The 26,091-nt window shown below is 65.4% G+C and carries 19 protein-coding genes; 7 read left to right on the top strand and 12 right to left on the bottom strand.

Annotated elements, in window-relative coordinates:
• Positions 1-376 precede the first annotated feature (376 nt).
• On the bottom strand, positions 377-709 hold the full coding sequence (locus FW760_RS02340; protein WP_054914395.1) for a DUF6124 family protein: 333 nt from the start codon (positions 707-709) through the stop codon (positions 377-379).
• Between the two features lie 132 nt (positions 710-841).
• On the opposite strand from FW760_RS02340, the gene FW760_RS02345 reads away from it, so the two are divergent.
• Positions 842-1,459, top strand: coding sequence for a LexA family protein (locus FW760_RS02345; protein ID WP_063611980.1), 618 nt, complete (start codon positions 842-844; stop codon positions 1,457-1,459).
• A 72-nt stretch (positions 1,460-1,531) separates the two neighbouring features.
• Here the strand turns inward: FW760_RS02345 and FW760_RS02350 are convergent, their stop codons facing one another.
• From FW760_RS02350 to FW760_RS02365, 4 genes are all read right to left on the bottom strand, one after another.
• Complete coding sequence (locus tag FW760_RS02350; protein ID WP_446443550.1) at positions 1,532-3,490, bottom strand: acetyl/propionyl/methylcrotonyl-CoA carboxylase subunit alpha; 1,959 nt, start codon at positions 3,488-3,490, stop codon at positions 1,532-1,534.
• Positions 3,487-4,305, bottom strand: a complete 819-nt coding sequence (locus FW760_RS02355; RefSeq protein WP_254999835.1) for a gamma-carboxygeranoyl-CoA hydratase — start codon at positions 4,303-4,305, stop codon at positions 3,487-3,489. The genes FW760_RS02350 and FW760_RS02355 overlap by 4 nt, the downstream gene beginning before the upstream one ends.
• A 3-nt stretch (positions 4,306-4,308) precedes the next feature.
• The gene (locus FW760_RS02360) at positions 4,309-5,913 is read right to left on the bottom strand and encodes a carboxyl transferase domain-containing protein (RefSeq protein ID WP_350488577.1); all 1,605 of its coding nucleotides are present in this window, start codon (positions 5,911-5,913) and stop codon (positions 4,309-4,311) included.
• An 83-nt stretch (positions 5,914-5,996) separates the two neighbouring features.
• On the bottom strand, positions 5,997-7,160 hold the full coding sequence (locus FW760_RS02365; protein ID WP_446443551.1) for an isovaleryl-CoA dehydrogenase: 1,164 nt from the start codon (positions 7,158-7,160) through the stop codon (positions 5,997-5,999).
• A gap of 204 nt (positions 7,161-7,364) precedes the next feature.
• On the opposite strand from FW760_RS02365, the gene FW760_RS02370 reads away from it, so the two are divergent.
• Positions 7,365-9,038, top strand: a complete 1,674-nt coding sequence (locus tag FW760_RS02370; protein ID WP_043863958.1) for an AMP-binding protein — start codon at positions 7,365-7,367, stop codon at positions 9,036-9,038.
• Positions 9,039-9,170: 132 nt separating this feature from the next.
• Here FW760_RS02370 and FW760_RS02375 read toward each other — a convergent pair whose 3' ends face one another.
• Positions 9,171-9,326, bottom strand: a complete 156-nt coding sequence (locus FW760_RS02375; RefSeq protein ID WP_178083066.1) for a hypothetical protein — start codon at positions 9,324-9,326, stop codon at positions 9,171-9,173.
• 142 nt (positions 9,327-9,468) lie between these two features.
• On the opposite strand from FW760_RS02375, the gene FW760_RS02380 reads away from it, so the two are divergent.
• From FW760_RS02380 to glgB, 3 genes are read left to right on the top strand one after another with little or no spacing between them, the layout of a single operon-like run.
• Positions 9,469-11,475: an alpha-1,4-glucan--maltose-1-phosphate maltosyltransferase gene (locus tag FW760_RS02380; protein WP_415377490.1), complete on the top strand. Its 2,007-nt coding sequence runs from the start codon at positions 9,469-9,471 to the stop codon at positions 11,473-11,475.
• A 27-nt stretch (positions 11,476-11,502) separates the two neighbouring features.
• Positions 11,503-14,811, top strand: a complete 3,309-nt coding sequence (gene treS, locus FW760_RS02385; protein WP_446443552.1) for a maltose alpha-D-glucosyltransferase — start codon at positions 11,503-11,505, stop codon at positions 14,809-14,811.
• Positions 14,812-17,025: a 1,4-alpha-glucan branching protein GlgB gene (glgB, locus tag FW760_RS02390; protein WP_104572524.1), complete on the top strand. Its 2,214-nt coding sequence runs from the start codon at positions 14,812-14,814 to the stop codon at positions 17,023-17,025. It abuts the gene before it with no gap.
• A 75-nt stretch (positions 17,026-17,100) separates the two neighbouring features.
• Here glgB and FW760_RS02395 read toward each other — a convergent pair whose 3' ends face one another.
• From FW760_RS02395 to FW760_RS02415, 5 genes are all read right to left on the bottom strand, one after another.
• Entirely contained in the window at positions 17,101-18,072 is a 972-nt protein-coding gene (locus FW760_RS02395) for a PDR/VanB family oxidoreductase (protein ID WP_043863954.1), read from the bottom strand.
• Positions 18,073-18,095: 23 nt separating this feature from the next.
• Positions 18,096-19,544 carry an NAD-dependent succinate-semialdehyde dehydrogenase gene (locus FW760_RS02400; RefSeq protein WP_043863953.1) on the bottom strand — a complete coding sequence of 483 codons (1,449 nt, stop codon included), beginning with the start codon at positions 19,542-19,544 and terminating at the stop codon, positions 18,096-18,098.
• Positions 19,545-19,589: 45 nt separating this feature from the next.
• The gene (locus tag FW760_RS02405; protein WP_043863952.1) at positions 19,590-20,711 is read right to left on the bottom strand and encodes an aromatic ring-hydroxylating oxygenase subunit alpha; all 1,122 of its coding nucleotides are present in this window, start codon (positions 20,709-20,711) and stop codon (positions 19,590-19,592) included.
• 153 nt (positions 20,712-20,864) lie between these two features.
• Entirely contained in the window at positions 20,865-22,487 is a 1,623-nt protein-coding gene (locus tag FW760_RS02410) for a BCCT family transporter (protein WP_104572522.1), read from the bottom strand.
• A gap of 195 nt (positions 22,488-22,682) precedes the next feature.
• Positions 22,683-23,774 carry a tartrate dehydrogenase gene (locus FW760_RS02415; protein WP_446443553.1) on the bottom strand — a complete coding sequence of 364 codons (1,092 nt, stop codon included), beginning with the start codon at positions 23,772-23,774 and terminating at the stop codon, positions 22,683-22,685.
• Between the two features lie 99 nt (positions 23,775-23,873).
• On the opposite strand from FW760_RS02415, the gene FW760_RS02420 reads away from it, so the two are divergent.
• Positions 23,874-24,791 (top strand): LysR substrate-binding domain-containing protein, encoded by a 918-nt coding sequence (locus tag FW760_RS02420; protein ID WP_196933072.1) that lies wholly within the window; start codon positions 23,874-23,876, stop codon positions 24,789-24,791.
• On the opposite strand, the gene FW760_RS02425 is transcribed toward FW760_RS02420, so the two are convergent.
• On the bottom strand, positions 24,788-25,087 hold the full coding sequence (locus FW760_RS02425; protein WP_043863948.1) for an RcnB family protein: 300 nt from the start codon (positions 25,085-25,087) through the stop codon (positions 24,788-24,790). The genes FW760_RS02420 and FW760_RS02425 overlap by 4 nt on opposite strands.
• 249 nt (positions 25,088-25,336) lie before the next feature.
• On the opposite strand from FW760_RS02425, the gene FW760_RS02430 reads away from it, so the two are divergent.
• Positions 25,337-26,089, top strand: a complete 753-nt coding sequence (locus FW760_RS02430) for an outer membrane beta-barrel protein (RefSeq protein WP_043863947.1) — start codon at positions 25,337-25,339, stop codon at positions 26,087-26,089.
• Positions 26,090-26,091: the final 2 nt, after the last annotated feature.

The following is a 26,091-nucleotide window of genomic DNA, read 5'->3' on the forward strand; positions in this document are numbered from 1 at the left end:
GCGACAGCTTAATCTACATGAGATTGATTCTCAAGTGCTGAATCGGCAAAGGCTTGCCTCGGGGTTACATATCGAGACATACATTTGCTATCATCGCTGCCATTCAAGCACCACCCGCCTTCATTAGCCTGAAGAGCCAAAAAAAAGACCCGGCAAAAAGCCGGGTCAAAAACCGTGATTAGCCTGATGAGGAGATAATCTGAGAGTCCGACCTAAGGGCTTTCAGTTATCCAACCAGTCTCGCGACCAGTTGTTTGCAATAATAATCGTTCTCATTTTCAAGTCAAATGAATTTTCTGTTATCCAGCAAAAAATTCCGCATCGCTGTGCCTGGTCGTTGAACCACGGCCTGCCCCACCGCCGTTCCCGTTGCCCATCATCCCTCCCTTGATTGAAGCTCCTGCCGCCTGGCCTGTTCCGCGAGGCTGCGGTCCAGCAGCGCCCTGGCCATGTTGATCATGTGCATCACCGAGAAGGCCATGTCCCGTGAGTTGCCTTTGAGGTTGTCGGCCGACTCGTAGGCGCTGGCTGCGGCGCAGCGCAGCATGCTCGAGGCGTGTTCGGTGGCCGCTTCGGCCGAGAGGTCCTGGCGGGCGATGAACAGCTGGTCGTCCGTGTGGCTGACCGTAGATGGGGTAGGGTTGAGGTAATAGTCCAGTGCGCGGCGTGCCGCTTCGCTGTCCAGGTCGTTGAAAGGGGGTGGGGTCATGGGGCTGCCTTCCTTGTAGTGAGTAGGAAAAGATTACCCTTCAATCCTAAGTACATGTTGTATTGTATTCCATCGCTTAAATACTACAGAGTATGTATTGAGTCGCTGCTGTCAGTCCGTATCGTGCCAGCGATGAAAAAATGGAATGAACTGGCGAAAGCCAGAATGCGCGAGCTGGGCCTCACGCAGGAGAAACTGGCCGAACGCCTCGGGGTGACCCAAGGTGGCGTTGGCCATTGGATTCGGGGAAGGAACAACCCACCGCTGGCCACCATCGACGAGATCCTGCGGATACTGGGCATGGGGCGCATGGGCGTGGTCTGCGACGACGCCGTCGCGGAGCCGTCCGGGGTCTATGCCACACCTGCGCTGGGGGCGTTCCGCTACCCGCTGTCGGATTGGGAGCACCTGGCCGAGCCTGTCGAAGGCGCGCCGACCGTGCTCAGCGACCACCTGGCCGATGGCCCGTGCTACTGGCTGACGGTGGAAGGTGACGCGATGAATTCGCCCATGGGCCTGAGCGTGCCGGCGGGCATGATGGTGCTGGTGGACAGCGGTCGAATTGCCGAGATCGGCGCGCTGGTGATCGCGCGCCTGCCCGGCAATCCTGTCGCGGTGTTTCGCCAGCTGGTCGAGGAGGGTGGTCAGCGGTACTTGCAGCCGCTCAATCCCACCTGGCCCAAACTGACGTGGGAGGAGGGCACCGAGGTGCTCGGTGTAGTGGTGCAGGCGTCTATCCGGCTGGGCTGAAAAGCGTCGCTGGCAAGCCGGCCCACACAGGGTTTCGTGGCGCCCACAAAACCCTGTGCAGGTGCAGCGCCGTCAGCCTTCCTGAACCTCCAGCTCCACCAGCGCGGCCCCTTCGCTGACCATCTCGCCTTCCTGGCAATACAGCGCCTTGACCGTCCCGGCCTGGGGTGCGCGGATGCTGTGCTCCATCTTCATGGCCTCCAGCACCACCAGTTGCGTGCCGGCCTCGACCGCCTGACCGACCTCCACCAGTACCCGCACGATGCTGCCGTTCATGGGCGCACTCATGCCGCCCTGGTGCGCATGGCCGGCGTCCGCCTCGGCAATCGGGTCGAAAGCGCTTACCCCGTGCAGCTCGCCATCCCACTCCAGATACAGCGTTTGCCCACGGCGCACGGCCAGGTGCCTGCGCCGCACGCCTTCGTGCTCGATCACCAGGTGCTCGCCGTCCATGCGCGCGGACAACGACCCGGGGTTCAGGTTCAGTGCCCGATCTTCGCCATTGCAGCGCAGGTGCAGGGCGGTCTGCGCCGGTACGCCCGGCCTGAAACCGGTGGCGGCTGCCCACGGCGAGTGCCGGTCATCAGCGCGCACGCAGGCGGGGCGCGATTGCTGGAAGGCCTGCCCGGCAGCCTGCCAGAACGCTGTCGGCAACGCGACGGGCGCGGGCAGCAGTTGATCCTGATAGCGCGGGATGAACCCGGTATCCAGTTCGGCCTCGGCGAAGGCGCGGTGGGCCAGGATGCGGCGCAGGAAGGCGATGTTGGTCTTCAGGCCGCCAATGGCGAAGCTGTCGAGCATCGCCAGCAGGCGCAGGCGTGCCTGCTCCCGGTTCTCGCCCCAGGCAATCAGCTTGCCCAGCATCGGGTCGTAGAACGGCGAGATGCTGTCACCTTCGCACACGCCGCTGTCGACCCGGCGCCCTTCGCCCGGCGCCGACTCGCGGTACAGCGCCAGGTGCCCGGTGGCCGGCAGAAAGTCGTTGGCCGGGTCCTCGGCGTACAGGCGTACCTCGATGGCATGCCCGTGCAGCGGCACCTGATCCTGCGTCAGCGGCAGCGCCTCGCCGCACGCCACGCGGATCTGCCAGGCCACCAGGTCCAGGCCGGTGATCGCCTCGGTCACCGGGTGCTCCACCTGCAGGCGGGTGTTCATTTCCATGAAGAAGAATTCGCCACGGGCATCGAGCAGGAACTCGACCGTGCCTGCGCCCACATAGCCGATGGCCTGGGCCGCACGTACCGCCGCCTCGCCCATGGCCTGGCGCTGCGCCGGGCTCAGGCCGGGGGCCGGGGCTTCCTCGACCACCTTCTGGTGACGACGCTGGATCGAGCAGTCGCGCTCGTTCAGGTACAGGCAGTTGCCATGCTGGTCGGCGAACACCTGGATCTCGACGTGACGCGGCTTGAGCACGTACTTTTCGACCAGCATGCGTGCATCGCCGAACGACGACAGCGCTTCACGCTGGGCCGAGGCCAGGGCTTCACCCAGCTGGCTTTCCTGCTCGACCACCTTCATGCCCTTGCCACCGCCACCGGCGGTGGCCTTGAGCAGTACGGGGTAGCCGATGCGCTGGGCGGCCGCGCGGAAGGTCTCCAGGTCCTGGGCTTCGCCGTGGTAGCCAGGCACCAGCGGTACCCCGGCCACTTCCATCAGCGCCTTGGCCGCCGACTTGCTGCCCATTGCGTCGATGGCACTGGCCGGCGGGCCGAGGAAGATCAGCCCGGCTTCTTCGATGGCCCGGGCAAAGCCTGCGTTCTCCGACAGAAAGCCGTAGCCCGGGTGTATCGCCTGGGCGCCGCTGGCCTTGGCCGCGGCAATCAGCCTGGGGATGTCCAGGTAGCTCTCGGCCGCCTTGGCGCCACCTAGGTCAACCCGGATATCCGCTTCGCGGCTGTGCCGCGCATCGCGGTCGATGGCGCTGTGCACGGCCACGGTGGTCAGGCCCATGGCCTTGGCGGTGCGCATCACGCGGCAGGCGATCTCGCCACGGTTGGCGACCAGCAGGGTGGTCAGCAGAGGGCGGCTCATGGGCGTGGCTCCTTGTCCGAAGCGGGGGTTTGCCAGGCTGGCGTGCGTTTTTCGAGGAAGGCGCGCAGGCCCTCCTGGCCTTCGGCGCTCACGCGGATACGCGCAATGGCGCCTTCACAGTAGCGGCGCAGGGCAGGGGTGAGCTCACCATTGCCCACTTCGCGCAGCAGCTCCTTACTGGCGCACATGGCCTGCGGGCTGTTGAGCAGCAGGTTGTCGACCCAGCGCTCGACCTCGGCATCCAGGTGCGCGGCCGGGCAGGTTTCGGCCAGCAGGCCCAGTTCGCGGGCCCGCTCGCCGCTGAAGCGTTCGGCGGTCAGGGCATAGCGGCGGGTGGCGCGCTCGCCCATGGCCTGCACCACGAACGGGCTGATCACCGCCGGCGCCAGGCCGATGCGCACTTCCGACAGGCACAGCTGCGCGTCGTCGGCACCGATGGCCATGTCGCAGCAACTGATCAGCCCCACGGCACCGCCGAAGGCTGCGCCCTGGACCACCGCCAGGGTCGGCACCTTGAGCCGCGCCAGGTTGTACATCAGCTCGGCCAGCTCGCGGGCGTCGTCCAGGTTGGTGTTGTAGTCCAGCTGCGCCGACTGCTGCATCCAGGCAAGGTCGGCGCCGGCACTGAAGTGCCGGCCGCGCCCGCGCAGCACCATGAAGCGCAGGCTGGCGTCGTTGCCGATCTGGTCGATGGCAATGATCAGTTCGCGGATCATCTGCGCGTTGAAGGCGTTGTTCTTGGCCTCGCGGCTCAGCCACAGGGTGGCGAAGCCGCGCGGGTCGCGAATCAGTTCAAGGGTAGAGAAGTCGCTCATCGGTCACATCCGGAAAATGCCGAAACGGCTCGGTTCGATCGGGGCATTGAGGGCTGCCGAGAGGGCCAGGCCGAGAATCTCGCGGGTTTGCGCGGGGTCGATGACGCCGTCGTCCCACAGCCTTGCGCTGGAATAGTAGGGGTGGCCCTGGTGTTCGTACTGGTCCAGGATCGGCTGCTTGAGCTGCGCCTCGTCCTGCGGGCTGAAAACCTGGCCGCTGCGCTCGCTCTGTTCGCGCTTGACCTGGGCCAGCACGCCTGCGGCCTGTTCGGCGCCCATCACGCCGATGCGCGCGTTGGGCCACATCCACAGAAAGCGCGGGTCGTAGGCACGCCCGCACATGCCATAGTTGCCGGCACCGAAGCTGCCGCCGATGATCACAGTGAACTTGGGCACCTGGGCACAGGCCACTGCGGTCACCAGCTTGGCGCCATGCTTGGCGATGCCGCCGGCCTCGTACTTCTGGCCCACCATGAAGCCGGTGATGTTCTGCAGGAACAGCAGCGGGATGCCGCGCTGGCAGGCCAGCTCGATGAAGTGCGCGCCTTTCTGCGCGGCCTCGGCGAACAGGATGCCGTTGTTGGCCAGAATCGCCACCGGGTAGCCGTGCAGGTGGGCAAAGCCGCACACCAGCGTGGTACCGAACAGCGCCTTGAACTCGTCGAACAGCGAGCCGTCCACCAGGCGCGCGATCACCTCGCGCACATCGAACGGCTGCTTGGCATCGGCCGGCACCACGCCGTACAGCTCGTCGGCTGCGTACAGCGGGGCGATCGGGGTGCGCACCTGAAGCTGGCCCAGCTTGCGCCAGTTGAGGTTGGCCACGCAGCGCCGGGCGATGGCCAGGGCGTGTTCGTCGTTGTCGGCATAGTGGTCGGCCACGCCGCTGACCTTGCAGTGCACGTCGGCACCGCCCAGGTCTTCGGCGCTGACCACCTCGCCGGTGGCGGCTTTGACCAGCGGCGGGCCGGCCAGGAAGATGGTGGCCTGCTGGCGCACCATGATCGCCTCGTCGGCCATGGCCGGCACGTAGGCACCGCCGGCGGTGCACGAGCCCATCACCACGGCGATCTGCGGTATGCCCTGGGCGCTCATGGTGGCCTGGTTGAAGAAGATGCGGCCGAAGTGCTCGCGGTCGGGGAACACCTCGTCCTGGCGCGGCAGGTTGGCGCCGCCGGAGTCCACCAGGTACACGCAGGGCAGGCGGTTCTGCTGGGCGATGGTCTGGGCGCGCAGGTGCTTCTTGACGGTCAGCGGGTAGTACGAGCCGCCTTTGACCGTGGCGTCGTTGGCCACGATCATGCACTCCACGCCCTCGATGCGGCCGATGCCGGCGATCACGCCGGCGGCAGGCACGTCTTCGCTGTACACCTCGTGGGCGGCCAGCTGGCCGATCTCCAGAAACGGCGAACCTGGGTCGAGCAGGCGGTCGATGCGGTCGCGCGGCAGCAACTTGCCGCGTGAGGTGTGGCGCTCCTGGGCCTTGGGCCCGCCGCCCTGGTGCACGCTGGCGAGCAGGTCACGCAGGCCTTGCACCTGCTCGAGCATGGCCGCGCTGTTGAGCGCGAATTCGGGCGCGCGGGGGTTCAACTGAGACTTCAGAATCATCGTGGCTCCTGGCGCAGCTTCAAGCGGCAAGCTCCAAGCTGCAAGAGTGGGTCTGCGTTATGGCGGCGTTGCCGCTGAGCGCCTCAGCGCGTCTCGTTGAACAGCTCGCGACCGATCAGCATGCGCCGGATCTCGCTGGTGCCGGCGCCGATCTCGTACAGCTTGGCGTCGCGCAGCAGGCGGCCTGCGGGGAACTCGTTGATGTAGCCGTTGCCGCCCAGAATCTGGATTGCCTCGAGGGCCATCTGGGTGGCGCGCTCGGCGGTATAGAGGATCACCCCGGCGGCGTCCTTGCGGGTGGTCTCGGCGCGATCACAGGCCTGGGCCACGGCATACAGGTAGGCGCGGCTGGCATTGAGCTGGGTGTACATGTCGGCGATCTTGCCCTGGATCAGCTGGAACTCGCCGATGCTCTGGCCGAACTGCTTGCGGTCGTGGATGTAGGGCACCACCAGGTCCATGCACGCCTGCATGATCCCGGTAGGGCCGCCGGAGAGCACCACACGCTCGTAGTCCAGGCCGCTCATCAGCACCTTCACGCCACCGTTGAGCTGGCCGAGGATGCTCTCCTGGGGTACCTCGACGTTGTCGAAGAACAGCTCGCAGGTATTGGAGCCGCGCATGCCCAGCTTGTCGAACTTGTTGCTGCGGCTGAAGCCGGCCCAGTCGCGCTCGACGATGAACGCGGTGATGCCGTGGGGGCCCTTTTCCAGGTCGGTCTTGGCGTAGATCACGTAGGTGTTGGCGTCGGGGCCGTTGGTGATCCAGGTCTTGCTGCCGTTGAGCACGAAGCGGTCGCCGCGCTGTTCGGCACGCAGTTTCATCGACACCACGTCGGAGCCGGCGTTGGGCTCGCTCATGGCCAGGGCGCCGATGTGCTCGCCGCTGATCAGCTTGGGCAGGTATTTGGCTTTCTGTTCGGCGGTGCCGTTGCGGTTGATCTGGTTGACGCAGAGGTTGGAGTGGGCGCCGTAGGAGAGCGCGACCGAGGCCGAGCCGCGGCTGATTTCTTCCATGGCCACCACGTGGGCCAGGTAGCCCAGGCCCGCGCCGCCGTATTCTTCGCTGACGGTGATGCCCAGCAGGCCCATGTCGCCGAACTTGCGCCACATGTCGGCGGGGAACAGGTTGTCCTGGTCGATCTGCGCCGCACGCGGGGCCAGCTCGGCTGCGACGAACGCCTGCACCTGGTCGCGGAGCATGTCGATGGTTTCGCCCAGGGCGAAGTTCAGGGTCGGATAACGCATGCTGGCACCTTTCTTGTCGATTGTTCTTTGAGTGGCGTGGTGGTTGACCCGCGATCAAGGCGCTGCGATCTGTCACCTTTACGTTAACGTAAACCCCGCACCGAACACTGTCAATCTCCCCATGACCTTTACGTTAACGTTAATTTGCGCCACATTAGGTCTCGCGTGAATCAGCACCCACAACAATCACAATACGGGGTCGTCATGAATCAACCGAGCTACACCCAGGGTCGCCAGGACAAACCGCTGCTGGCCATGACCATCGGCCAGGCCCTGGACAACACCGTGGCGCGCTTTGCCGAGCGCGAGGCACTGGTGGTGCGCCACCAGCAACTGCGCTACAGCTGGCGCGAACTGGCCGACAGCATCGACCTGCATGCCCGCGCCCTGATGGCGCTGGGCCTGAAGACCGGCGACCGCCTGGGTATCTGGGCGCCCAACTGCGCGCAGTGGTGCATCGCCCAGTTCGCCACCGCCAAAATCGGCGTGATCCTGGTCAACATCAACCCGGCCTACCGCACCAGCGAACTGGAATACGTGCTGCGCCAGTCTGCCTGCCAGTGGCTGATCTGCGCCGGCACCTTCAAGACCTCCGACTACCATGCCATGCTCGGCGAACTGCTGCCGGAGCTGGCGCACCAGGCGCCAGGCCAGCTCAATGGCGAGCGCCTGCCCGACCTGCGCGGGCTGATCAGCCTCGACGACGCGCCGCCGGGCGGCTTCCTGCCGTGGGCGGCGCTGGCCGGCATGGCCGAGCAGGTCGCCCCGGCCGAGTACCAGCAGCGCCAGCAGAGCCTGCAGTTCGACCAGCCGGTGAACATCCAGTACACCTCCGGCACCACGGGCTTCCCCAAGGGCGCGACCCTGAGTCACTACAACATCCTCAACAACGGCTACATGGTCGGCGAGAGCCTGGGCCTGACCGAGCATGACCGCATGGTGATCCCGGTGCCGCTGTACCACTGCTTCGGCATGGTCATGGGCAACCTGGGCTGCATCACCCACGGTACCACCATGATCTACCCCAACGACGCCTTCGACCCGCTGCTGACCCTCGAAGGCGTGGCCCGCGAGCGCGCCACCGTGCTGTACGGGGTGCCGACCATGTTCATCGCGCTGCTCGACCAGCCGCGGCGCGGCGACTACGACCTGAGTAGCCTGCGCACCGGCATCATGGCCGGCGCCACCTGCCCGATCGAAGTGATGCGTCGGGTGATCGACCAGTTGCACATGGGCGAGGTGCAGATCGCCTACGGCATGACCGAGACCAGCCCGGTGTCGCTGCAGACCGGCCCGGACGACGAGCTGGAGCTGCGCGTGACCACGGTGGGGCGCACCCAGCCGCAGTTGGAGAGCAAGATCGTCGACGAACACGGCTGCATTGTGCCGCGTGGCACCATCGGCGAACTGTGCACCCGCGGCTACAGCGTGATGCTGGGCTACTGGGGCAACCCGGCGGCCACCAGCGAGGCGATCGACCCGGCGGGCTGGATGCACACCGGCGACCTGGCGAGCATGGACGAGCAGGGCTACGTGTGCATTGCCGGGCGCAACAAGGACATGATCATTCGCGGTGGCGAGAACATCTACCCGCGCGAGCTGGAGGAGTTCTTCTTTACCCACCCGTCGGTGGCGGACGTGCAGGTGATCGGCATTCCGGATGAGCGTTACGGCGAGGAGATCGTGGCGTGGATCAAGCTGCACCCTGGGCACAGCGCCACCGATGGGGAGCTGCAGGCCTGGTGCAAGAGCCGCATCGCGCACTTCAAGACGCCGCGACATTTTCGTTTCGTCGAGGAGTTTCCGATGACGGTGACCGGCAAGATCCAGAAGTTTCGCATGCGCGAGATCAGCATCGAGGAGTTGTGCAACCGTTGAGCTCGGCGTTTCAGCCATCGCGGGTCAAGCCCGCTCCCACAGGTATCGCGCATTTCTGTAAACCACCGCACTCCTGTGGGAGCGGGCTTGACCCGCGATGGGCACACCGCAGTGCAACTGCCGGATCCCGGTCTACGCTTGCACCTTCACCGGCGGCTCTTCACTGGGCGGGTCGCCCACGGGCTCCTGCTCCTTGGGCGGCTCAGGCTCCTTCTCGGGCGCCGGTGGTGGCAGATTGGGGTCATCGATATTCGGATCAGGCGTTTCAGCAGGAATAGGAATATTCATGGGCCGAACCTCACATAAAGGGCTGTTCAAAGGCTGACCCATTCTTCGACCGTGGCCGCGCCGCATCGCTCATTTTTTATTGAACCCCCACGCCTGCCATTGCTCTGAACCTTACCGTCACAGCGTAACGGAGCGATGTTCGATGACCCGCGATGAGCCTTTCAGCACCGATGAAACCAGCGAGCACACCCTGACCCTGGCCAGGGCGCTGCTGCTGCCGCGCATAGTGATCGAGAACACCGAACCTGTGCTCGACGCCGGCCAGCACGCGGTCAAGGGCACCGTGGGCGAACAGGTCACCGTTACCAGCAAGGTCTTCGCCGACGGCCACGACGTGCTGGCCGTGCGCCTGAGCTGGCGCCGCCTGCAGCACCCCAACTGGCACGAAGTGCCCATGACGCTGCTGGGCAACGACAGCTGGGAGGGGCGCTTCACGGTCAGCGAGGTGGGCCGCCACCTGTTCATGATCGAGGCCTGGATCGACCAGTACGCCAGCTACTGCTACGAGCTGGAGAAGAAATTCGCCGCCGGCGTCGACGTAGGCCTGGAGCTGGAGGAGGGCCGCCGCCACCTGATGCAGAGCGCCGAGCGCAGCAGCGAGCCGCTGCGTGCGCAACTGGAGGCGGTGGCCCTGCAACTGGCCAGCCTGCCTGCCCAGGCCGGTGTCGAGCTGCTGCTGCACGACGACACCCGCGCCCTGATGGGCCGCGCCGACCACCGTGCCTACCTCAGCCGCAGCGCCGAGTTCCCTATTGAGGTGGAGCGCGAGCGCGCACGCTTTGCCAGCTGGTACGAGCTGTTCCCGCGTTCGGTCACCGACGACCCGGCCCGCCACGGCACCTTCAACGACGTGCATCAGCGCCTGCCGATGATCCGCGACATGGGCTTTGACGTGCTGTACTTCCCGCCCATCCACCCCATCGGCACCCAGCACCGCAAGGGCCGCAACAATGCCTTGCAGGCCGGCCCCGACGACCCCGGCAGCCCCTACGCCATCGGCAGCGCCGACGGCGGGCACGAGGCCATCCACCCGCAGCTGGGCAGCCGCGAAGACTTCCGCCGGCTGGTGGCCGCCGCCGCCGAGCATGGTCTGGAAATCGCCCTGGACTTCGCCATCCAGTGCTCCCAGGACCACCCCTGGCTCACCGAGCACCCGGGCTGGTTCAGTTGGCGCCCCGACGGCACCATCCGCTATGCCGAGAACCCGCCGAAAAAATACCAGGACATCGTCAACGTCGACTTCTATGCCGCCGACGCGGTGCCCGCCCTGTGGCTGGCCCTGCGCGACGTGGTGCTGGGCTGGGTGCAGGAGGGCGTGACCCAGTTTCGCGTGGACAACCCGCACACCAAGCCGCTGCCGTTCTGGGAGTGGCTGATCGCCAACGTGCGCAGCCAGCACCCCCAGGTGATCTTCCTCGCCGAGGCCTTCACCAAGCCGGCGATGATGGCGCGCCTGGGCAAGGTCGGCTATTCGCAGAGCTATACCTACTTCACCTGGCGCAACACCAAGGCCGAGCTGCAACAGTACTTCAGCGAACTCAACCAGCCGCCGTGGTCGTACTGCTACCGCCCCAACTTCTTCGTCAACACGCCGGACATCAACCCGTTCTTCCTGCACGACTCCGGCCGCCCGGGCTTTCTGATTCGCGCAGCGCTGGCCACCATGGGCTCGGGCCTGTGGGGCATGTATTCGGGGTTCGAGCTGTGCGAGGCGGCGGCGATACCGGGCAAGGAGGAATACCTGGACTCGGAGAAGTACGAGATCCGCCCGCGCGACTACACCCAGCCCGGCAACATCATTGCCGAGATCGCCCAGCTCAACCGCATCCGCCGCCAGCACCCGGCCCTGCAGACCCACCTGGGCATCCGCTTCTACAACGCCTGGAACGACAACATCCTGTACTTCGCCAAGGGCGATCCGGCCAGCGGCAGCCTGATCCTGGTGGCCGTCAGCCTCGACCCGCACAACGCCCAGGAGGCGCACTTCGAGTTGCCGCTGTGGGAGCTGGGCCTGGAGGACGACGCCGAAACCTTCGGCGAAGACCTGATGAGCGGCCATCGCTGGAGCTGGTACGGCAAGACCCAGTGGATGCGCATCGAACCCTGGCACCAGCCGTTCGGCATCTGGCGCATCACCCCGGCCCGCTAGCCCCCCGCCAACCAGAAGGAGTCGTACATGGCGAAGAAAGCCCGCCCAGCCACGTTCATCAACGACCCGCTGTGGTACAAGGACGCGATCATCTACCAGGTGCACGTCAAGTCGTTCTTCGACTCCAACGGCGACGGCATCGGTGATTTTCCCGGCCTGATCGCCAAGCTCGACTACATCGCCGAGCTTGGGGTCAACACCCTGTGGCTGCTGCCGTTCTACCCCTCGCCACGGCGCGACGACGGCTACGACATCGCCGCCTACAAGGCCGTGCACAGCGACTACGGCACCCTGGCCGACGTGCGACGCTTCATCGCCGAGGCGCACAAGCGCAACCTGCGGGTGATCACCGAGCTTGTCATCAACCACACCTCCGACCAGCACCCGTGGTTCCAGAAGGCCCGGCGCGCCAAGCCCGGCTCCAGGGCGCGGGACTTTTATGTGTGGTCCGACACCGATACCAGGTACGACGGCACGCGCATCATCTTCCTCGACACCGAGCACTCCAACTGGACCTGGGACCCGGTTGCCGGCCAGTACTTCTGGCACCGCTTCTATTCGCACCAGCCCGACCTCAACTTCGACAACCCGCAGGTGCTCAAGGCGGTGATCGGGGTGATGCGCTACTGGCTCGACCTGGGCGTGGATGGCCTGCGCCTGGATGCCATCCCGTACCTGATCGAGCGCGATGGCACCAACAACGAGAACCTGCCCGAAACCCACCAGGTGCTGAAGAAGATCCGCGCCGAAATCGACGCCAACTACCCCGACCGCATGCTGCTGGCCGAGGCCAACCAGTGGCCCGAGGACACCCAGCTGTACTTCGGCGAAGGGCAGGGCGACGAGTGCCACATGGCCTTTCACTTTCCGCTGATGCCGCGCATGTACATGGCGCTGGCCCAGGAAGACCGCTTTCCGGTCACCGACATCCTGCGCCAGACCCCGGAGATCCCGGCCAACTGCCAATGGGCGATCTTCCTGCGCAACCACGACGAGCTGACCCTGGAGATGGTCACCGACCGCGAGCGCGACTACCTGTGGAACTACTACGCCCAGGATCGTCGCGCGCGCATCAACCTGGGCATCCGCCGGCGCCTGGCACCGTTGCTGCAACGCGACCGGCGCCGGGTCGAGCTGCTGACCAGCCTGCTGCTGTCGATGCCGGGCACCCCGACCCTGTATTACGGTGACGAGATCGGCATGGGCGACAACATCTACCTGGGCGACCGCGACGGCGTGCGCACGCCGATGCAATGGTCCATCGACCGCAACGGCGGCTTCTCCCGCGCCGACCCGGCACGCCTGGTGCTGCCGCCGATCATGGACCCGCTGTACGGCTACCAGTCGGTGAACGTCGAGGCCCAGGCCAGCGACCCGCATTCGCTGCTCAACTTCAACCGTCGCCTGCTGGCGGTGCGCAAGCAGCAAAAGGCCTTTGGCCGCGGCAGCCTGACCATGCTCTCGCCCAGCAACCGCCGCATCCTGGCGTATGTCCGCGAGTTCACCGGCAGCGACGGCAAGGGCGAAACCATTCTGTGCGTGGCCAACGTGTCCCGCGCCGCCCAGGCGGCAGAGCTGGACCTCTCGGCCTATGTCGACCAGGTGCCGGTGGAGATGCTCGGCGGCAGCGCGTTCCCGCCGATCGGCCAACTGCCGTTTCTGCTGACCTTGCCGCCCTATGGCTTCTACTGGTTCCTGCTCGCGCCCAGGGACCAGATGCCCAGCTGGCATGTGCAGCCCGCGCAGCCGCTACCGGAGTTCACCACCGTGGTGCTCAAGAAACGCATGGAAGAGCTGCTCGAATCGCCGTCGCGCGACACCCTGCAAGACGCCATCCTGCCGCAGTACCTGCCCAAGCGCCGCTGGTTCGCGGGCAAGGGCGCCGCGCTGGAAAAGGTGCGCATCGCCTATGGCGTGCGCTTCGGTGCGGCCACCAGCCCCGTGCTGCTCAGTGAAATCGAGGTCGACAGCGGCGGGCAGACCAGCCGCTATCAGTTGCCGTTCGGCCTGATCGGCGAAGACCAGCTGACCAGCGCATTGCCCCAGCAACTGGCCCTGTCACGGGTACGCCGGGGGCGCCAGGTGGGCCTGATCACCGATGGTTTCGTGCTCGAAAGCTTCATTCGCGCGGTGCTGGCCGGCTTTGCCGATGGCACGCGCCTGAGCTGCAGCGACGGCGAGTTGCAGTTCCAGGCCACCGAGCAGCTGGCCGCCCTGGAGCTGGGCGACGAGCCGGCGGTGCGCTACCTGTCGGCCGAGCAGTCCAACAGCTCGGTGGTGGTAGGGGGCAGCCTGGTGCTCAAGCTGATCCGCCGGGTCAATGGCGGCATCCACCCCGAGCTCGAGATGAGCGCCTACCTCACTGCCGCCGGCTACCCGAACATATCACCGCTGCTGGGCTGGTTGAGCCGGGTGGACGCCACCGGGCAGCCGCACCTGCTGATGATCGCCCAGGGCTACCTGAGCAACCAGGGCGACGCCTGGGACTGGACCCAGAACACCCTGGAACGCGCGATTCGCGACGAAATGGAACCCGGCATCCAGGCCCCGCAGGCCCATGCCGATGCCTTGCAGGAGCTGCAGGCCTTTGCCGCGCAGCTGGGCCAGCGCCTGGGCCAGATGCACAAGGTGCTGGCCGCGCCCACCCAGGACCCGGCGTTCAAGCCGCGGGTGAGTAGCGCGCGCGATGGCAAGGCCTGGGGCAAGCAGGTCAGCGCCCAGCTCAACCAGGCGTTCGACCTGCTGGAGCAGCACCGCGATGAGCTGGATGCCGACAGCCAGGCGCTGGTCGACGACCTGGGCAAGCAGCGCAAGGGCCTGCTCGAACAGGTCAGCGAACTGGCCATGCAGGCGGTCGGTGGCGTGCTGATACGGGTACACGGCGACCTGCACCTGGGCCAGGTGCTGGTGGTGCAGGGCGATGCCTATCTGATCGACTTCGAAGGCGAGCCGGCGCGCCCGCTGGAGGAGCGACGCGGCAAGCACAGCCTGTACAAGGACGTCAGCGGCGTGCTGCGTTCGTTCGACTATGCTGCTGCGATGGTGTTGCGCAGCGCGTCGGGGGTGGACGTCTCGCCGCCGGCCCGCCAGGCCCGTCAGCGCGTGGCGCGGCGCTACCTGCACCAGGCCCGGCATGCCTTTGTTCAGGCCTACGATCTGGCCACCGCCGACCTGCCGCACGCCTGGGAACAGCCCGGCGGGGCACGCGCGGCGCTGGACCTGTTCAGCCTGGAAAAGGCTGCCTACGAAATTATGTATGAAGCCGAGAATCGCCCGAGCTGGTTGGCCGTGCCCTTGCATGGCCTCCATGGGCTTGTCAGTACGTGGGGAGAATGAATGAGCGCGCACAAGCGGGAACAGGCTGGGTTGGGCACAAGGGATATCGATGACCTGGTCAATGCCAGGCACGGCGACCCGTTCGCGGTGCTCGGGCCGCACCCGGATGGCGCGGGCGGGCAGTGGATACGCGCCTACCTGCCCGATGCCCTGAGTGCCCGGGCGGTGGCCCGCGACAGCGGGCAGGTGCTGCTGGAGTTGGAGCAGGGCAGTGTGCCCGGGCTGTTCAGCGGGCGGTTGCAGCAACCGCAGGCGTACGACCTGCACATCAACTGGGCAGGGGGCGAGCAGGTCACCGAAGACCCCTACAGCTTTACCCAGTTGCTGCTGGGCGAGATGGACCTGTACCTGTTCGCCGAAGGCAATCATCGCGACCTGGCCAAGGTGTTCGGCGCGCAGCCCGCACAGGTGGACGGCATCGACGGGGTGCGCTTTGCGGTGTGGGCGCCGAATGCGCGGCGGGTGTCGGTGGTCGGTCACTTCAACAACTGGGACGGGCGCCGCCACCCGATGCGCAAGCGCGTGCCCAGCGGTGTGTGGGAGCTGTTCATCCCGCGCCTGCAGGCCGGCGAGACGTACAAGTACGAACTGCTCGGGCCCGACGGCATCCTGCCGCTCAAGGCCGACCCGCTGGCACTGGCCACCGAGCTGCCGCCCAGCACCGCCTCGAAGGTGGCCGCCGCGCTGGGCCATGTGTGGCAGGACCAGGGCTGGATGCGCGTGCGTGCAGCGCACCAGGCCACCAACGCGCCGCTGTCGATCTACGAACTGCACGCCGGTTCCTGGCAATGCGAGCTGGATGAAAGCGGTGAAGTGGCCCGCTACTACAACTGGCGCGAACTGGCCGAGCGGCTGGTGCCCTACATCCAGGAGCTGGGCTTCACCCATATCGAGCTGATGCCGATCATGGAGCATCCGTTTGGCGGCTCGTGGGGCTACCAGCCGTTGTCGATGTTCGCGCCCACCGCGCGCTATGGCACGGCCGAGGATTTCGCCGCGTTCATCGACGCCTGCCACCAGGCCCACATCGGCGTGATCCTCGACTGGGTGCCGGCGCATTTTCCCACCGACGAACATGGGCTGGCGCAGTTCGACGGCACCGCATTGTATGAGTACGCCAACCCGCTGGAGGGCTTCCACCAGGACTGGGACACGCTGATCTACAACCTGGGGCGCAACGAGGTGCACGGCTTCATGCTGGCTTCGGCATTGCATTGGCTCAAGCATTTTCACATCGACGGGCTGCGGGTGGATGCGGTGGCCTCGATGCTGTACCGCGACTATTCGCGCAAGGCCGGCGAATGGGTGCCCAACCGCCACGGCGGGCGCGAGAACCTGGAGGCCATCGATTTTCTGCGCCACCTCAACGACGTGGTGGCCCAGGAGGCGCCGGGGGCGCTGGTGATCGCCGAGGAATCCACTGCCTGGCCGGGTGTCAGCCAGCCGACCCAGCAGGGCGGCCTGGGTTTCAACTACAAGTGGAACATGGGCTGGATGCACGACACCCTGCATTACATCCAGAACGACCCGATCCACCGTGCGCATCATCACAACGAGATGAGCTTCGGCCTGATCTACGCGTATTCCGAGCATTTCATCCTGCCGATTTCCCATGACGAGGTGGTGCACGGCAAGCACTCGCTGATCGACAAGATGCCGGGCGACCGCTGGCAGAAGTTCGCCAACCTGCGCGCGTACCTGGCCTTCATGTGGTGCCATCCGGGCAAGAAGCTGCTGTTCATGGGCTGCGAATTCGGCCAGTGGCGCGAGTGGAACCATGACGCGGAACTGGACTGGTACCTGTTGCAGTACCCCGAGCACAAGGGTGTGCAGTCGCTGGTGGCCGACCTGAACCGGCTGTACCGCGACGAGAAGGCGCTGCATCAGCAGGACTGCGTGCCGCAAGGGTTCCAGTGGCTGATCGGCGACGATGCGCGCAACAGCGTGTATGCGTGGCTGCGCTGGAGCGCCGAGGGCGAGCCGTTGCTGGTGGTGGCCAACTTCACGCCGGTGCCGAGGGAGGGTTATCGCATCGGGGTGCCGTTTGGCGAACAGTGGGTGGAGGTGCTCAACAGCGATGCCCAGGTGTATGCCGGGTCCAACTACGGCAACCTCGGGGCGGTGAGCAGCGAGGCCTTGCCCAGCCATGGGCAGCCGCTGTCGCTGGCGGTGAACCTGCCGCCACTGGCGGTGCTGGTGCTGCGCCCGGCTTGAAAGACTTCGCCGGCAACGCCGGCTCCTACAGGTTGGGCGATCTGCTGTAGGAGCCGGCGTTGCCGGCGAATCGATTCAAAGGTCCAGCACCAGTCGGGCCGTGCGCGCCCGCGACACGCACAGCATCATGCTCTGTTGCGAAGCCTTCTCTTCATCGCTCAGGTACTGGTCGAAATGCTCGGCCTCACCCTCCAGAATCATGGTCTCGCAGGTGCCGCACACACCCTCGCGGCACAGGCATTCCACCTTGGCCGCCTTGGATTTCTCGATGGCCTGCAAGATGGTCATGCCTTCCTCCACCTGCAACTCCTGCCCCGAGCGCGCCAGCACCACGGTAAACGCCGCACCGGTCACCGGCGCCGCGGCAAACTGCTCCCAGTGCACGCGCTGCTCGGCAATGCCCAGCGATGCTGCGGTGGCGATCACCGCATCGATCAGCGGCTTGGGCCCGCACACATACACATGCGCCGCGTCATCCAGGCCCGCAAACAGCGTGGCCAGGTCCAGCTTGCGCTCCAGGCTGTCGATGTAGAACTGCGTGTTGGCCGCATGCGGCCCGCTGCTCAGTTCGGCCTGGAACGCGCCATGCTCGGGGCTGCGAAAGGCATAGTGCAGCTCGTAGGCGGTGCTGCCGGCCTCCAGTTCATGCAACTGCGCCAGAAACGGCGTGATGCCGATGCCGCCGGCGATCAGTACGTGCCGGCCCGCGCTCGGGTCCAGCGCGAACAGGTTGTTGGGGCTGGAGATGGTCAGCACGCTGCCCACCTCGACCTGCTGGTGCATGAACGCCGAGCCACCCTTGGACTGCTCTTCAAGGCGCACGCCGATCTGGTAGCTGCGGGTGTCGCGCGGGTCGCTCATCAGCGAGTAGGCGTTGCTGAACTGGCGCCCGTCGGCGCCCTGCATCTGCACGATCACGTGGCTGCCACCGGTAAATGCCGGCATCGGCGCGCCGTCCTCACGGGCCAGGGTGAAGCGCTTGATCAGCGGCGTCGCCTGCTCGACGGCGGTTACCTGCACACTGAACATCTCGTATTTGTTGGCCATGATTCACCTCGACTGCCACTGGCTCACACGGCCAGGCACAGGTACTTGATTTGCAGATAGTCTTCGATGCCGTAGCGCGAGCCTTCGCGGCCCAGGCCCGACTGCTTGACGCCGCCAAACGGCGCCACTTCATTGGAGATCAGCCCGGTATTGATACCGACCATGCCGTACTCCAGAGCCTCGGCCACCTTGAACACCCGGGCGATGTCGCGGCTGTAGAAGTACGCCGCCAGGCCGTACAGGGTGTCGTTGGCCTGGGCAATCACCTCTTCGTCGCTGCGAAAGCGCACGATGGCCGCCACCGGGCCGAAGATCTCGTCCTGCAGCAGCTGGGTGCCCGGTGCAATGTTGGCCAGCACCGTGGGTGCGAAGAAGTTGCCACCCAGCGCATGGGCTTCGCCGCCCAGCAGCAGGTCGGCGCCCTTGGCCACGGCGTCGTCGATCAGGCTGCGCACCTTGGCCACGGCCTTGTCGCTGATCAGCGGGCCGACCTGGCTCGCGGCGCTGGTGCCGTGGCCCACGCCCAGGGCGCGCACGCGCTCCACGAAGCGTTCGGTGAACTGCGCATACACGCTGTCATGCACGTAGAAACGGTTGACGCATACGCAGGTCTGGCCGGCGTTGCGGTACTTGGCTGCCAGCGCGCCTTCGACGGCGGCGTCGATGTCGGCATCGTCGAACACGATGAACGGCGCGTTGCCGCCCAGTTCCAGCGACACCTTCTTGATGCTCTGGGCACACTGGCCCATCAGCAGCCGGCCGATCGGGGTGGAGCCGGTAAAGCTCAGCTTGCGCACGGCCGGGTGCCCGGTGAACTGGGCGCCAATGGCCACCGCATCACCGGTGACCACGCTGAACACCCCGGCCGGGATGCCTGCACGTTCGGCCAGCTCCACCAGCGCCAGGGCGCAGAAGGGGGTTTCGTTGGCCGGCTTGACCACGATGGTGCAGCCGGCGGCCAGGGCCGGGGCCACCTTGCGCGTGATCATCGCCGCCGGGAAGTTCCACGGGGTGATGGCGGTGCACACGCCGATGCCCTGCTTGATCACCAGCAGGCGCTTGTCGTTGGAAGGGCTGGGGATGACATCGCCGTAGACGCGCTTGCCTTCCTCGGCAAACCATTCGATGAACGAGGCCGCGTAGCGGATCTCGCCCAGTGCCTCGTGCAGCGGCTTGCCCTGCTCGAAGGTCATCAGCCGGGCCAGGTCGTCTTCGTGTTGAAGCAGCAGTTCGAACCAGCGGCGCAGCACCTGCGCGCGGTCCTTGGCGGTGCGCTCGCGCCAGCCTTGCAGCGCGGCCTCGGCGGCTTCGATGGCGCGTACCGTCTCGGCGCCGCCCATCAGCGGCACGCTGCCCAGGCGCTCGCCGTTGGCCGGGTCGCAGACCTCGACCTGACGACCGTCGTCGGCATCGCACCAGTGGCCGTTGATGTACGCCTGTTGGCGCAGCAGTGTGGGATCGTTGAGTTTCACGCAAGGCACTCCATGCCGCCCCCGGCGTACCGGGGGCGGGCGTTGTCAGTCGTTGAGGTGGGCGACGGCGATCAGGTTGTGGAAGTGGGCGATGCCGTGCTCGCTCATGCCGCTGCGCTCACGGTCGGCCATGATCCGGCCCTGGCCACGGTAGCCGCGGGACTTGAGGCCCTTCTGCACGCTCTCGACCAGGCGCAGGTCCTCGGGGCGGAACACCTCGCGGTACCAGTCGATGAGTTTCTGCTGCTCTTCGGTGATGTCCTTGTTCAGGAAGTACACGTCGTAGTGCTGCAGGGTGGTTTCGGCGTCGACCGGGAACTCGTAGATCACGGTCATGAAGTTCGCGCCTGGCGGCACGTTGAACATGGTGCACGGCCATGCCCAGAAGCCGGCGAAGGAGGGGTCCTTGACGCTTTCGTCGAACTTGAACGACTGCTCCGACGGCTTGGCCAGGCCATATTGCAGGGTCCAGTTGCCGTAGGTGGTGTGGCTGTACTGGCCGACGTCCACCGAGTCGGAGAAGCCCGGGTGCGCCGGGGCGCAGTGGTAGCACTCCAGGTAGTTGTCGACGATGGACTTCCAGTTGGCCGGGGTATCGCTGACGAAACGTGCTGCCAGGTGCAGGTCGTCGATCACCGCGCAGGCCTGGCGCATGCGTGCCTGCAGGCCGGGCAGCTGGTCTTCGACGCTGCCGGCGTCCATGTCCATGTTGATGAAGATGAAGCCTGCGTACTCTTCCACGCGCAGCTGCACCAGGGTGGAGTTCTGCTTGTCGAAGTTGACCACGTTCTCGCAGTTGCGTGCGTGGGCCAGTTCGCCGTCGAGCTTGAAGGTCCAGGCGTGGTACGGGCAGGTGATCACGTTCTTGGCCTTGCCGCTGCCGCTGAGCAACTGGTGGCCACGGTGCGGGCACACGTTGTAGAAGGCGCGCAGCACGCTGTCGCGACCACGCACCACGATGATGCTCTCGCCGATGATCTCGCGGGTGATGTAGGCGTTGTTCTCGGCCACTTCGCTGCGATGACCCACGCAGATCCAGCTGCGCGCGAAGATGTTCTCTTTCTCGTGCTCGAACACCGCAGGCTGGGTGTAGAACTTGGCCGGAATGGTGAAGGCCTCGTCTGCGCTGGCGCAGAAATCGGCGGGCAGGCGTTTGAAGTCGTTCATTGCTATCTCCTCACGGGGGCGTCCAGCCAGGCCGGCGCACCGTTGTTCAATTGGCTTTTACTTATTGGTTTACGTGTATCTATTGGTTAACAGAACAGGCAAAAAAAAGGACCGTCAGGCCTGCATCCGTGCAGGTGGGTCGGGGTCAGCGACTCAGCGGGCCGTCGCGGTTACCGGGGCCGCTGCGGGTTGTTCAACGGGTTCAGGCTGTTCGGGCTGCTCGCCGGCCAGGCGCGCGGCCTCTTCCTCGATGCGGTGGGCCGGCACCTGGCCGTAGTCCTGCAGCATCCACTTGAAGAAGCCGTAGATCTTGATCAGCAGGATCACCATGAACGGGATCGCGGTCAGCACCACGGCGGTCTTCATGGTCGACAGCGACGCCTTGGCGAACAGCATGGCCAGCGGTACCAGGGTTAGCACCACGCACCAGAACAGACGGTGGGTGGGGGTGGGGTCGTCGCCTTCGCGCAGGTTGCGGGTACTGGTGGCCGCCACGGCATAGGCGGCAGCGTCCATGTGCGAGGCGCAGAACACCGCCATGATGAACAGGTACACGCCCAGGAACACCTTGCCCATCGGCAGTGCTGTCAGCAGGGCACTGACCGCCGATTCGCCGCCTTGCTCGCTGAGGATCTTCGGTACGTCGATGGCGCCGTTGATGAACTGGTGCATGCTGTAGCTTTCCAGCGCGCCAAAGAAGAACCAGCAGCCCACGCTGCCACCGGCGAGCAGGGCGAACACCACTTCCTTGAGCTGGCGCCCACGGGACACACGGGTCACGAACATGGCCACGCCCGGGGCATAGGACACCCACCACAGCCAGTAGAACACCGTCCAGTTGCGGGTGAACGCGCCGTCGCCGGCCGGGTCGGTGAACAGGCTCATGCGCACATAGTTCTGCACCATCAGGCCGATGGAGTTGGCGGTGTTGTTGATGGTGAACTGGGTCGGGCCCACCAGCAGCACCACGCCGGCGAACACCAGCGCGCCGATGCACACCATCTTGCTCAGGCGCTGCAGGCCGCCATCGATGCCGATGTAGGAACTGAGCGAGAACAGGATGGCCACTGCACCGATCACCATCAGTTGCACGGTGAAGGTGTCGGGGGTGCCGGCCAGGTCATGCAGGCCGCGGGTCAGGGTCGAGGCGGTGAGCGCCAGCGACACGGTCAGCGCGCCCATCATGGTCAGCAGGAAGATCAGGTCCACGGTGCGACCGATCGGGCCGGTGGCCTTGAAGCCGGTCACCGCCTCGACGATCGAGGCCAGGTTCAGGCCGCTCTTCTTGCGCACGTGGAAGTGATAGGCCATGGCCAGCGAGGCCAGGGCATAGATCGACCAGGCGCTGATGCCCCAGTGGAAGAACGAGTAGCTGACGCTGTATTCCAGCGCCTGGCTCGATTGCGCGGCAATGTTCAGACCAGGGGTCTGGTAGTAGTAGGCCCATTCCATCACGCCCCAGTACAGGGTCGAGGACCCCATGCCGGCACAGATGAACATGAACACCCAGGTGGGGGTGGAGTACTCGGGCTTGCCGCTGCCGAAGCGGATGTTGCCGTACTTGCTGAACGCCAGATACAGCACGGCCAGCGAACTGCCGAATACCAGCACCTGGACACTGGTGCCGAAGGTACGGGTGGCAATCTCGAACAACTGGTTGGCGGCCTGTTCGGCCTGGGAGGGAAACACGGCGAGGCCGATCACGGTGAGCAGCACGGCAATCAGGCTCACGGTAATCAGGAACACATCTATCTGTTTTTTATTCTTGTGCGACATCATCGTCTCCTGGACGTTGGCGTTCTTATCTGTACCCGGCAGGCAATCCGGGGGGTAATGCGGTAAAGCGTCCTCCTTCTGTTAACTATAAGTTAACTACTATCTTTTGGTTAACAGATTCTGCCTAGAATCTTGTGGGCTCGCAAGAGGTGACGGGCCGGATTGTCTGGCAATTCAGACAACCGGCCCGTTGTTTCACTCTTCGATCAGCGCGGTGATGGCCTGGCCGACCTGTTGGGTGGACTTCTGCCCGCCCATGTCGCGGGTGGTGTCGCCGGCGGCGATCACGCGCTCGATGGCGCCAAGGATGTCGTCGTGGGCGGCGCGGTAGCGCGGGTCGGCGCCGTCATTGCCGAGGAACTCCAGCATCAGCGCCCCGGACCAGATCATCGCGATCGGGTTGGCGATGTTCTGGCCGAAGATATCCGGCGCCGAGCCGTGGACCGGTTCGAACAGCGACGGGAACCTGCGCTCGGGGTTGAGGTTGGCCGACGGTGCGATGCCGATGGTGCCGGCGCAGGCCGGGCCCAGGTCGGAGAGGATGTCGCCGAACAGGTTGGAAGCCACCACCACGTCGAAGCGGTCCGGCTGCAGCACGAAGCGTGCGCAGAGGATGTCGATGTGCTGCTTGTCCCAGCTGATCTCGGGGTAGTTGGCGGCCATCGCGGCGGTGCGCTCGTCCCAGTACGGCATGCTCACGGCCATGCCGTTGGACTTGGTGGCCGAGGTCACGTGCTTGCGCTCACGGGTCTGCGCCACGTCGAAGGCATACTTGAGAATGCGGTCGACGCCGCGGCGGGTGAACACCGACTCCTGCAGCACGAACTCGTTTTCGGTGCCTTCGAACATGCGACCGCCCAGCGAGGAGTACTCGCCCTCGGTATTCTCGCGGATCACCACGAAGTCGATGTCGCCCGGCTCGCGACCGGCCAGCGGGCAGGGTACGCCGGGGAACAGGCGCACCGGACGGATGTTCACGTACTGGTCGAAGTCGCGGCGGAACTTGAGCAGCGAGCCCCACAGCGAGATGTGGTCCGGCACCTTGTCGGGCCAGCCTACCGCACCGAAGTACAGCGCATCGAAGCCCTTGAGCTGCTCGAACCAGTCATCGGGCATCATCTTGCCGTGGGCCAGGTAATAGTCGCAGCTGGCCCACTCGAAGAATTCGAACTGGATGTCCAGGCCGTGCTTGCGCGCGGCGGCTTCGACCACGCGGATGCCCTCGGGCAGCACTTCGTTTCCGATACCGTCGCCGGGAATGGCGGCAATCTTGAAGGTCTTGGTCATGGCGGCTCACTCGTTGTTGTTTGGGAACAGGTGAGCGCATGCTATAAGCCATCGGGTCAGAGATAATCTCGCCCAACATGAATTCTTTGTGCACATATCGTGAATAGTCTGCCCAACCTCGAAGACCTCAACATTTTTGTCCAGGTGGCCAAGCGCGCCAGCTTTGCCGCGGTGGCCGAGCAACTGGGCATGTCGGCCGCGTTCATCAGCAAGCGTGTGCGCCTGCTCGAGCAGCAGATGGGCGTGCGCCTGCTGCACCGCACCACGCGGCGGGTGTCGCTGAGCGAGGAGGGCGAGCGGGTCTACCAGTGGGCCTTGCAGATCTTCGAGACGGTGCAGCGCATGGGCGACGACATCAGCACCCAGCACCGCGTGCCGGTGGGCCAGTTGCGTATCGCCAGCAGCCTGGGCCTGGGCCGGCGCTTCGTGGCGCCGGCGCTGTCGGAGCTGGCCGAGCGCTACCCGCAGCTGGATATCCGCCTGGACGTGCACGACCGCCTGGTGGACCTGATCGAGGAGGGGGTAGACCTGGATATCCGCGTGGGCAACGTGATTGCCCCGCACCTGATCGCCAAGCCGCTGGCCCCCAACCGGCGCGTGCTGTGCGCCGCACCGGGCTACCTGCAACGGCGCGGCACGCCGCGCCAGCTGGCCGAGCTGAGCAGCCATGACTGTTTGGTGATCAAGGAGCGTGACCACCCGTTCGGCGTCTGGCAACTACAGGGGCCGCAGGGCGAGCAGAGCGTGCGGGTGACCGGCGGGCTGTCGACCAACCACGGCGAGGTGGCGCACCAATGGTGCCTGGACGGGCGGGGGATACTGCTGCGTTCGTACTGGGATGTGCACGACAGCCTGGCCGATGGCCGGCTGGTGCCGGTGCTGGAGGACTATCACCAGGCGGCGGACATCTGGGCGGTATACACCTCGCCCCTGGCCAGCTCGGCGAAAGTACGCGTGGCGGTCGAGTTCCTGCGCCAGTACTTCGCCGAGCGCTACAGCCTGCCGGTGCTGGGCTAGCCCTTGGCGGGCACGATCTTCTTGATGGTGCCGTTGGTGATTTCGATCAGCACGTAGTTGTCCTGGATCTTGACCCACTGGCTGTCTTCGTCGGGCTGGCTCAGGCCCTTTTCCTTCCAGCCGCGCAGGGCCATGTCGTCGCGCTTGTAGAGGTCGGGGGCCTTGTCGTGCACCTTCAGCTCGCGGGTCGGGGACTCGGGCGCGACCACGCTGGGCTCGGCGGCCTGGGCCGGGAGCTGGACCAGCGCGACACTGCCGAGCAGGGCAAGGGTGGTGAACAGTTTGCGTGCAGTCATGCGGTACTCCTGATGGCTGGGGCTTGAAGAATCGGACTGCGCGGTGCTGCAAACATTCAATCGGCTGTATATCTGCGGCGTTGCCTTCGCTGGCAATGCCAGCTCCCACAGGGTTTTGTGAACGCCCGACACGGTTTCTGTGACACAACCCGCACCCCAGAGCCTTCGTCTGAACTTTTTGAAACGCCCGGGGTTCGAAAGGTCGCATTCGACCCCGAGTGCCTTTCACATAAATGGAGACTGAAAGTGATGTCCAAGCGATTCGGCAACCTGCTGCTCAAGACCTCGGCCCTGGCGGTACTGGCCGCCCCCCTGAGTGCGCTGGCCGCAGCCCCCACCGACCCGATTGCAACCTTTGGTGTTCTCGGCGCCTACAACAAGTTCAAGCTCGAAGGCGGCAGCGAGTCCGATACCGACCGCATGGGTGAAGGCGGCCTGTTCTTCAACTTCGGCAACAAGCTCACCGCTGAATCCGGCTTCATCTACCAGGCCGGTGTCGACCTCAAGTACGGCGACCACAACGACACCAAGCTCAAGGAAGGGCAGGCCGACGTGGACCTGGGCTGGCGCGCCGCGATCGATGCGCGCAACTCGGTCGACCTGATCGTGGGCGGCGGCTACAACTGGTCGCGCTACGAGCTGGAATCCAACGGCTACGACATGAAGCTGACCGGTCGCACCCCCTTCGCCAAGGCCGCGCTGGGCTACAACCACCAGTTCGACGACATGACCCTGCGCCTGGAAGCCGGTGCACGCCGTTCGCTGGACAGCAAGGCCAAGCTGCATGTCGAAGACGTGGGCAACGACACCGTCGACCTCAAGGACCGTACCAACCCCTATGCCGAAGTCAGCCTGCTGATGAACCAGAAGGGCTCGATGCCGGTGATGGCCGGCCTGTACTACACCCGCACCGAGTACAAGCTGGACGAAGACTCGGAAGTGGCCGACAACATCAAGCTCAAGCGTGACGAGTTCGGCATCAAGGTCGGCCTTGCGTTCTAAGG

Source organism: Pseudomonas sp. 1176_21 (genome assembly GCF_052850635.1).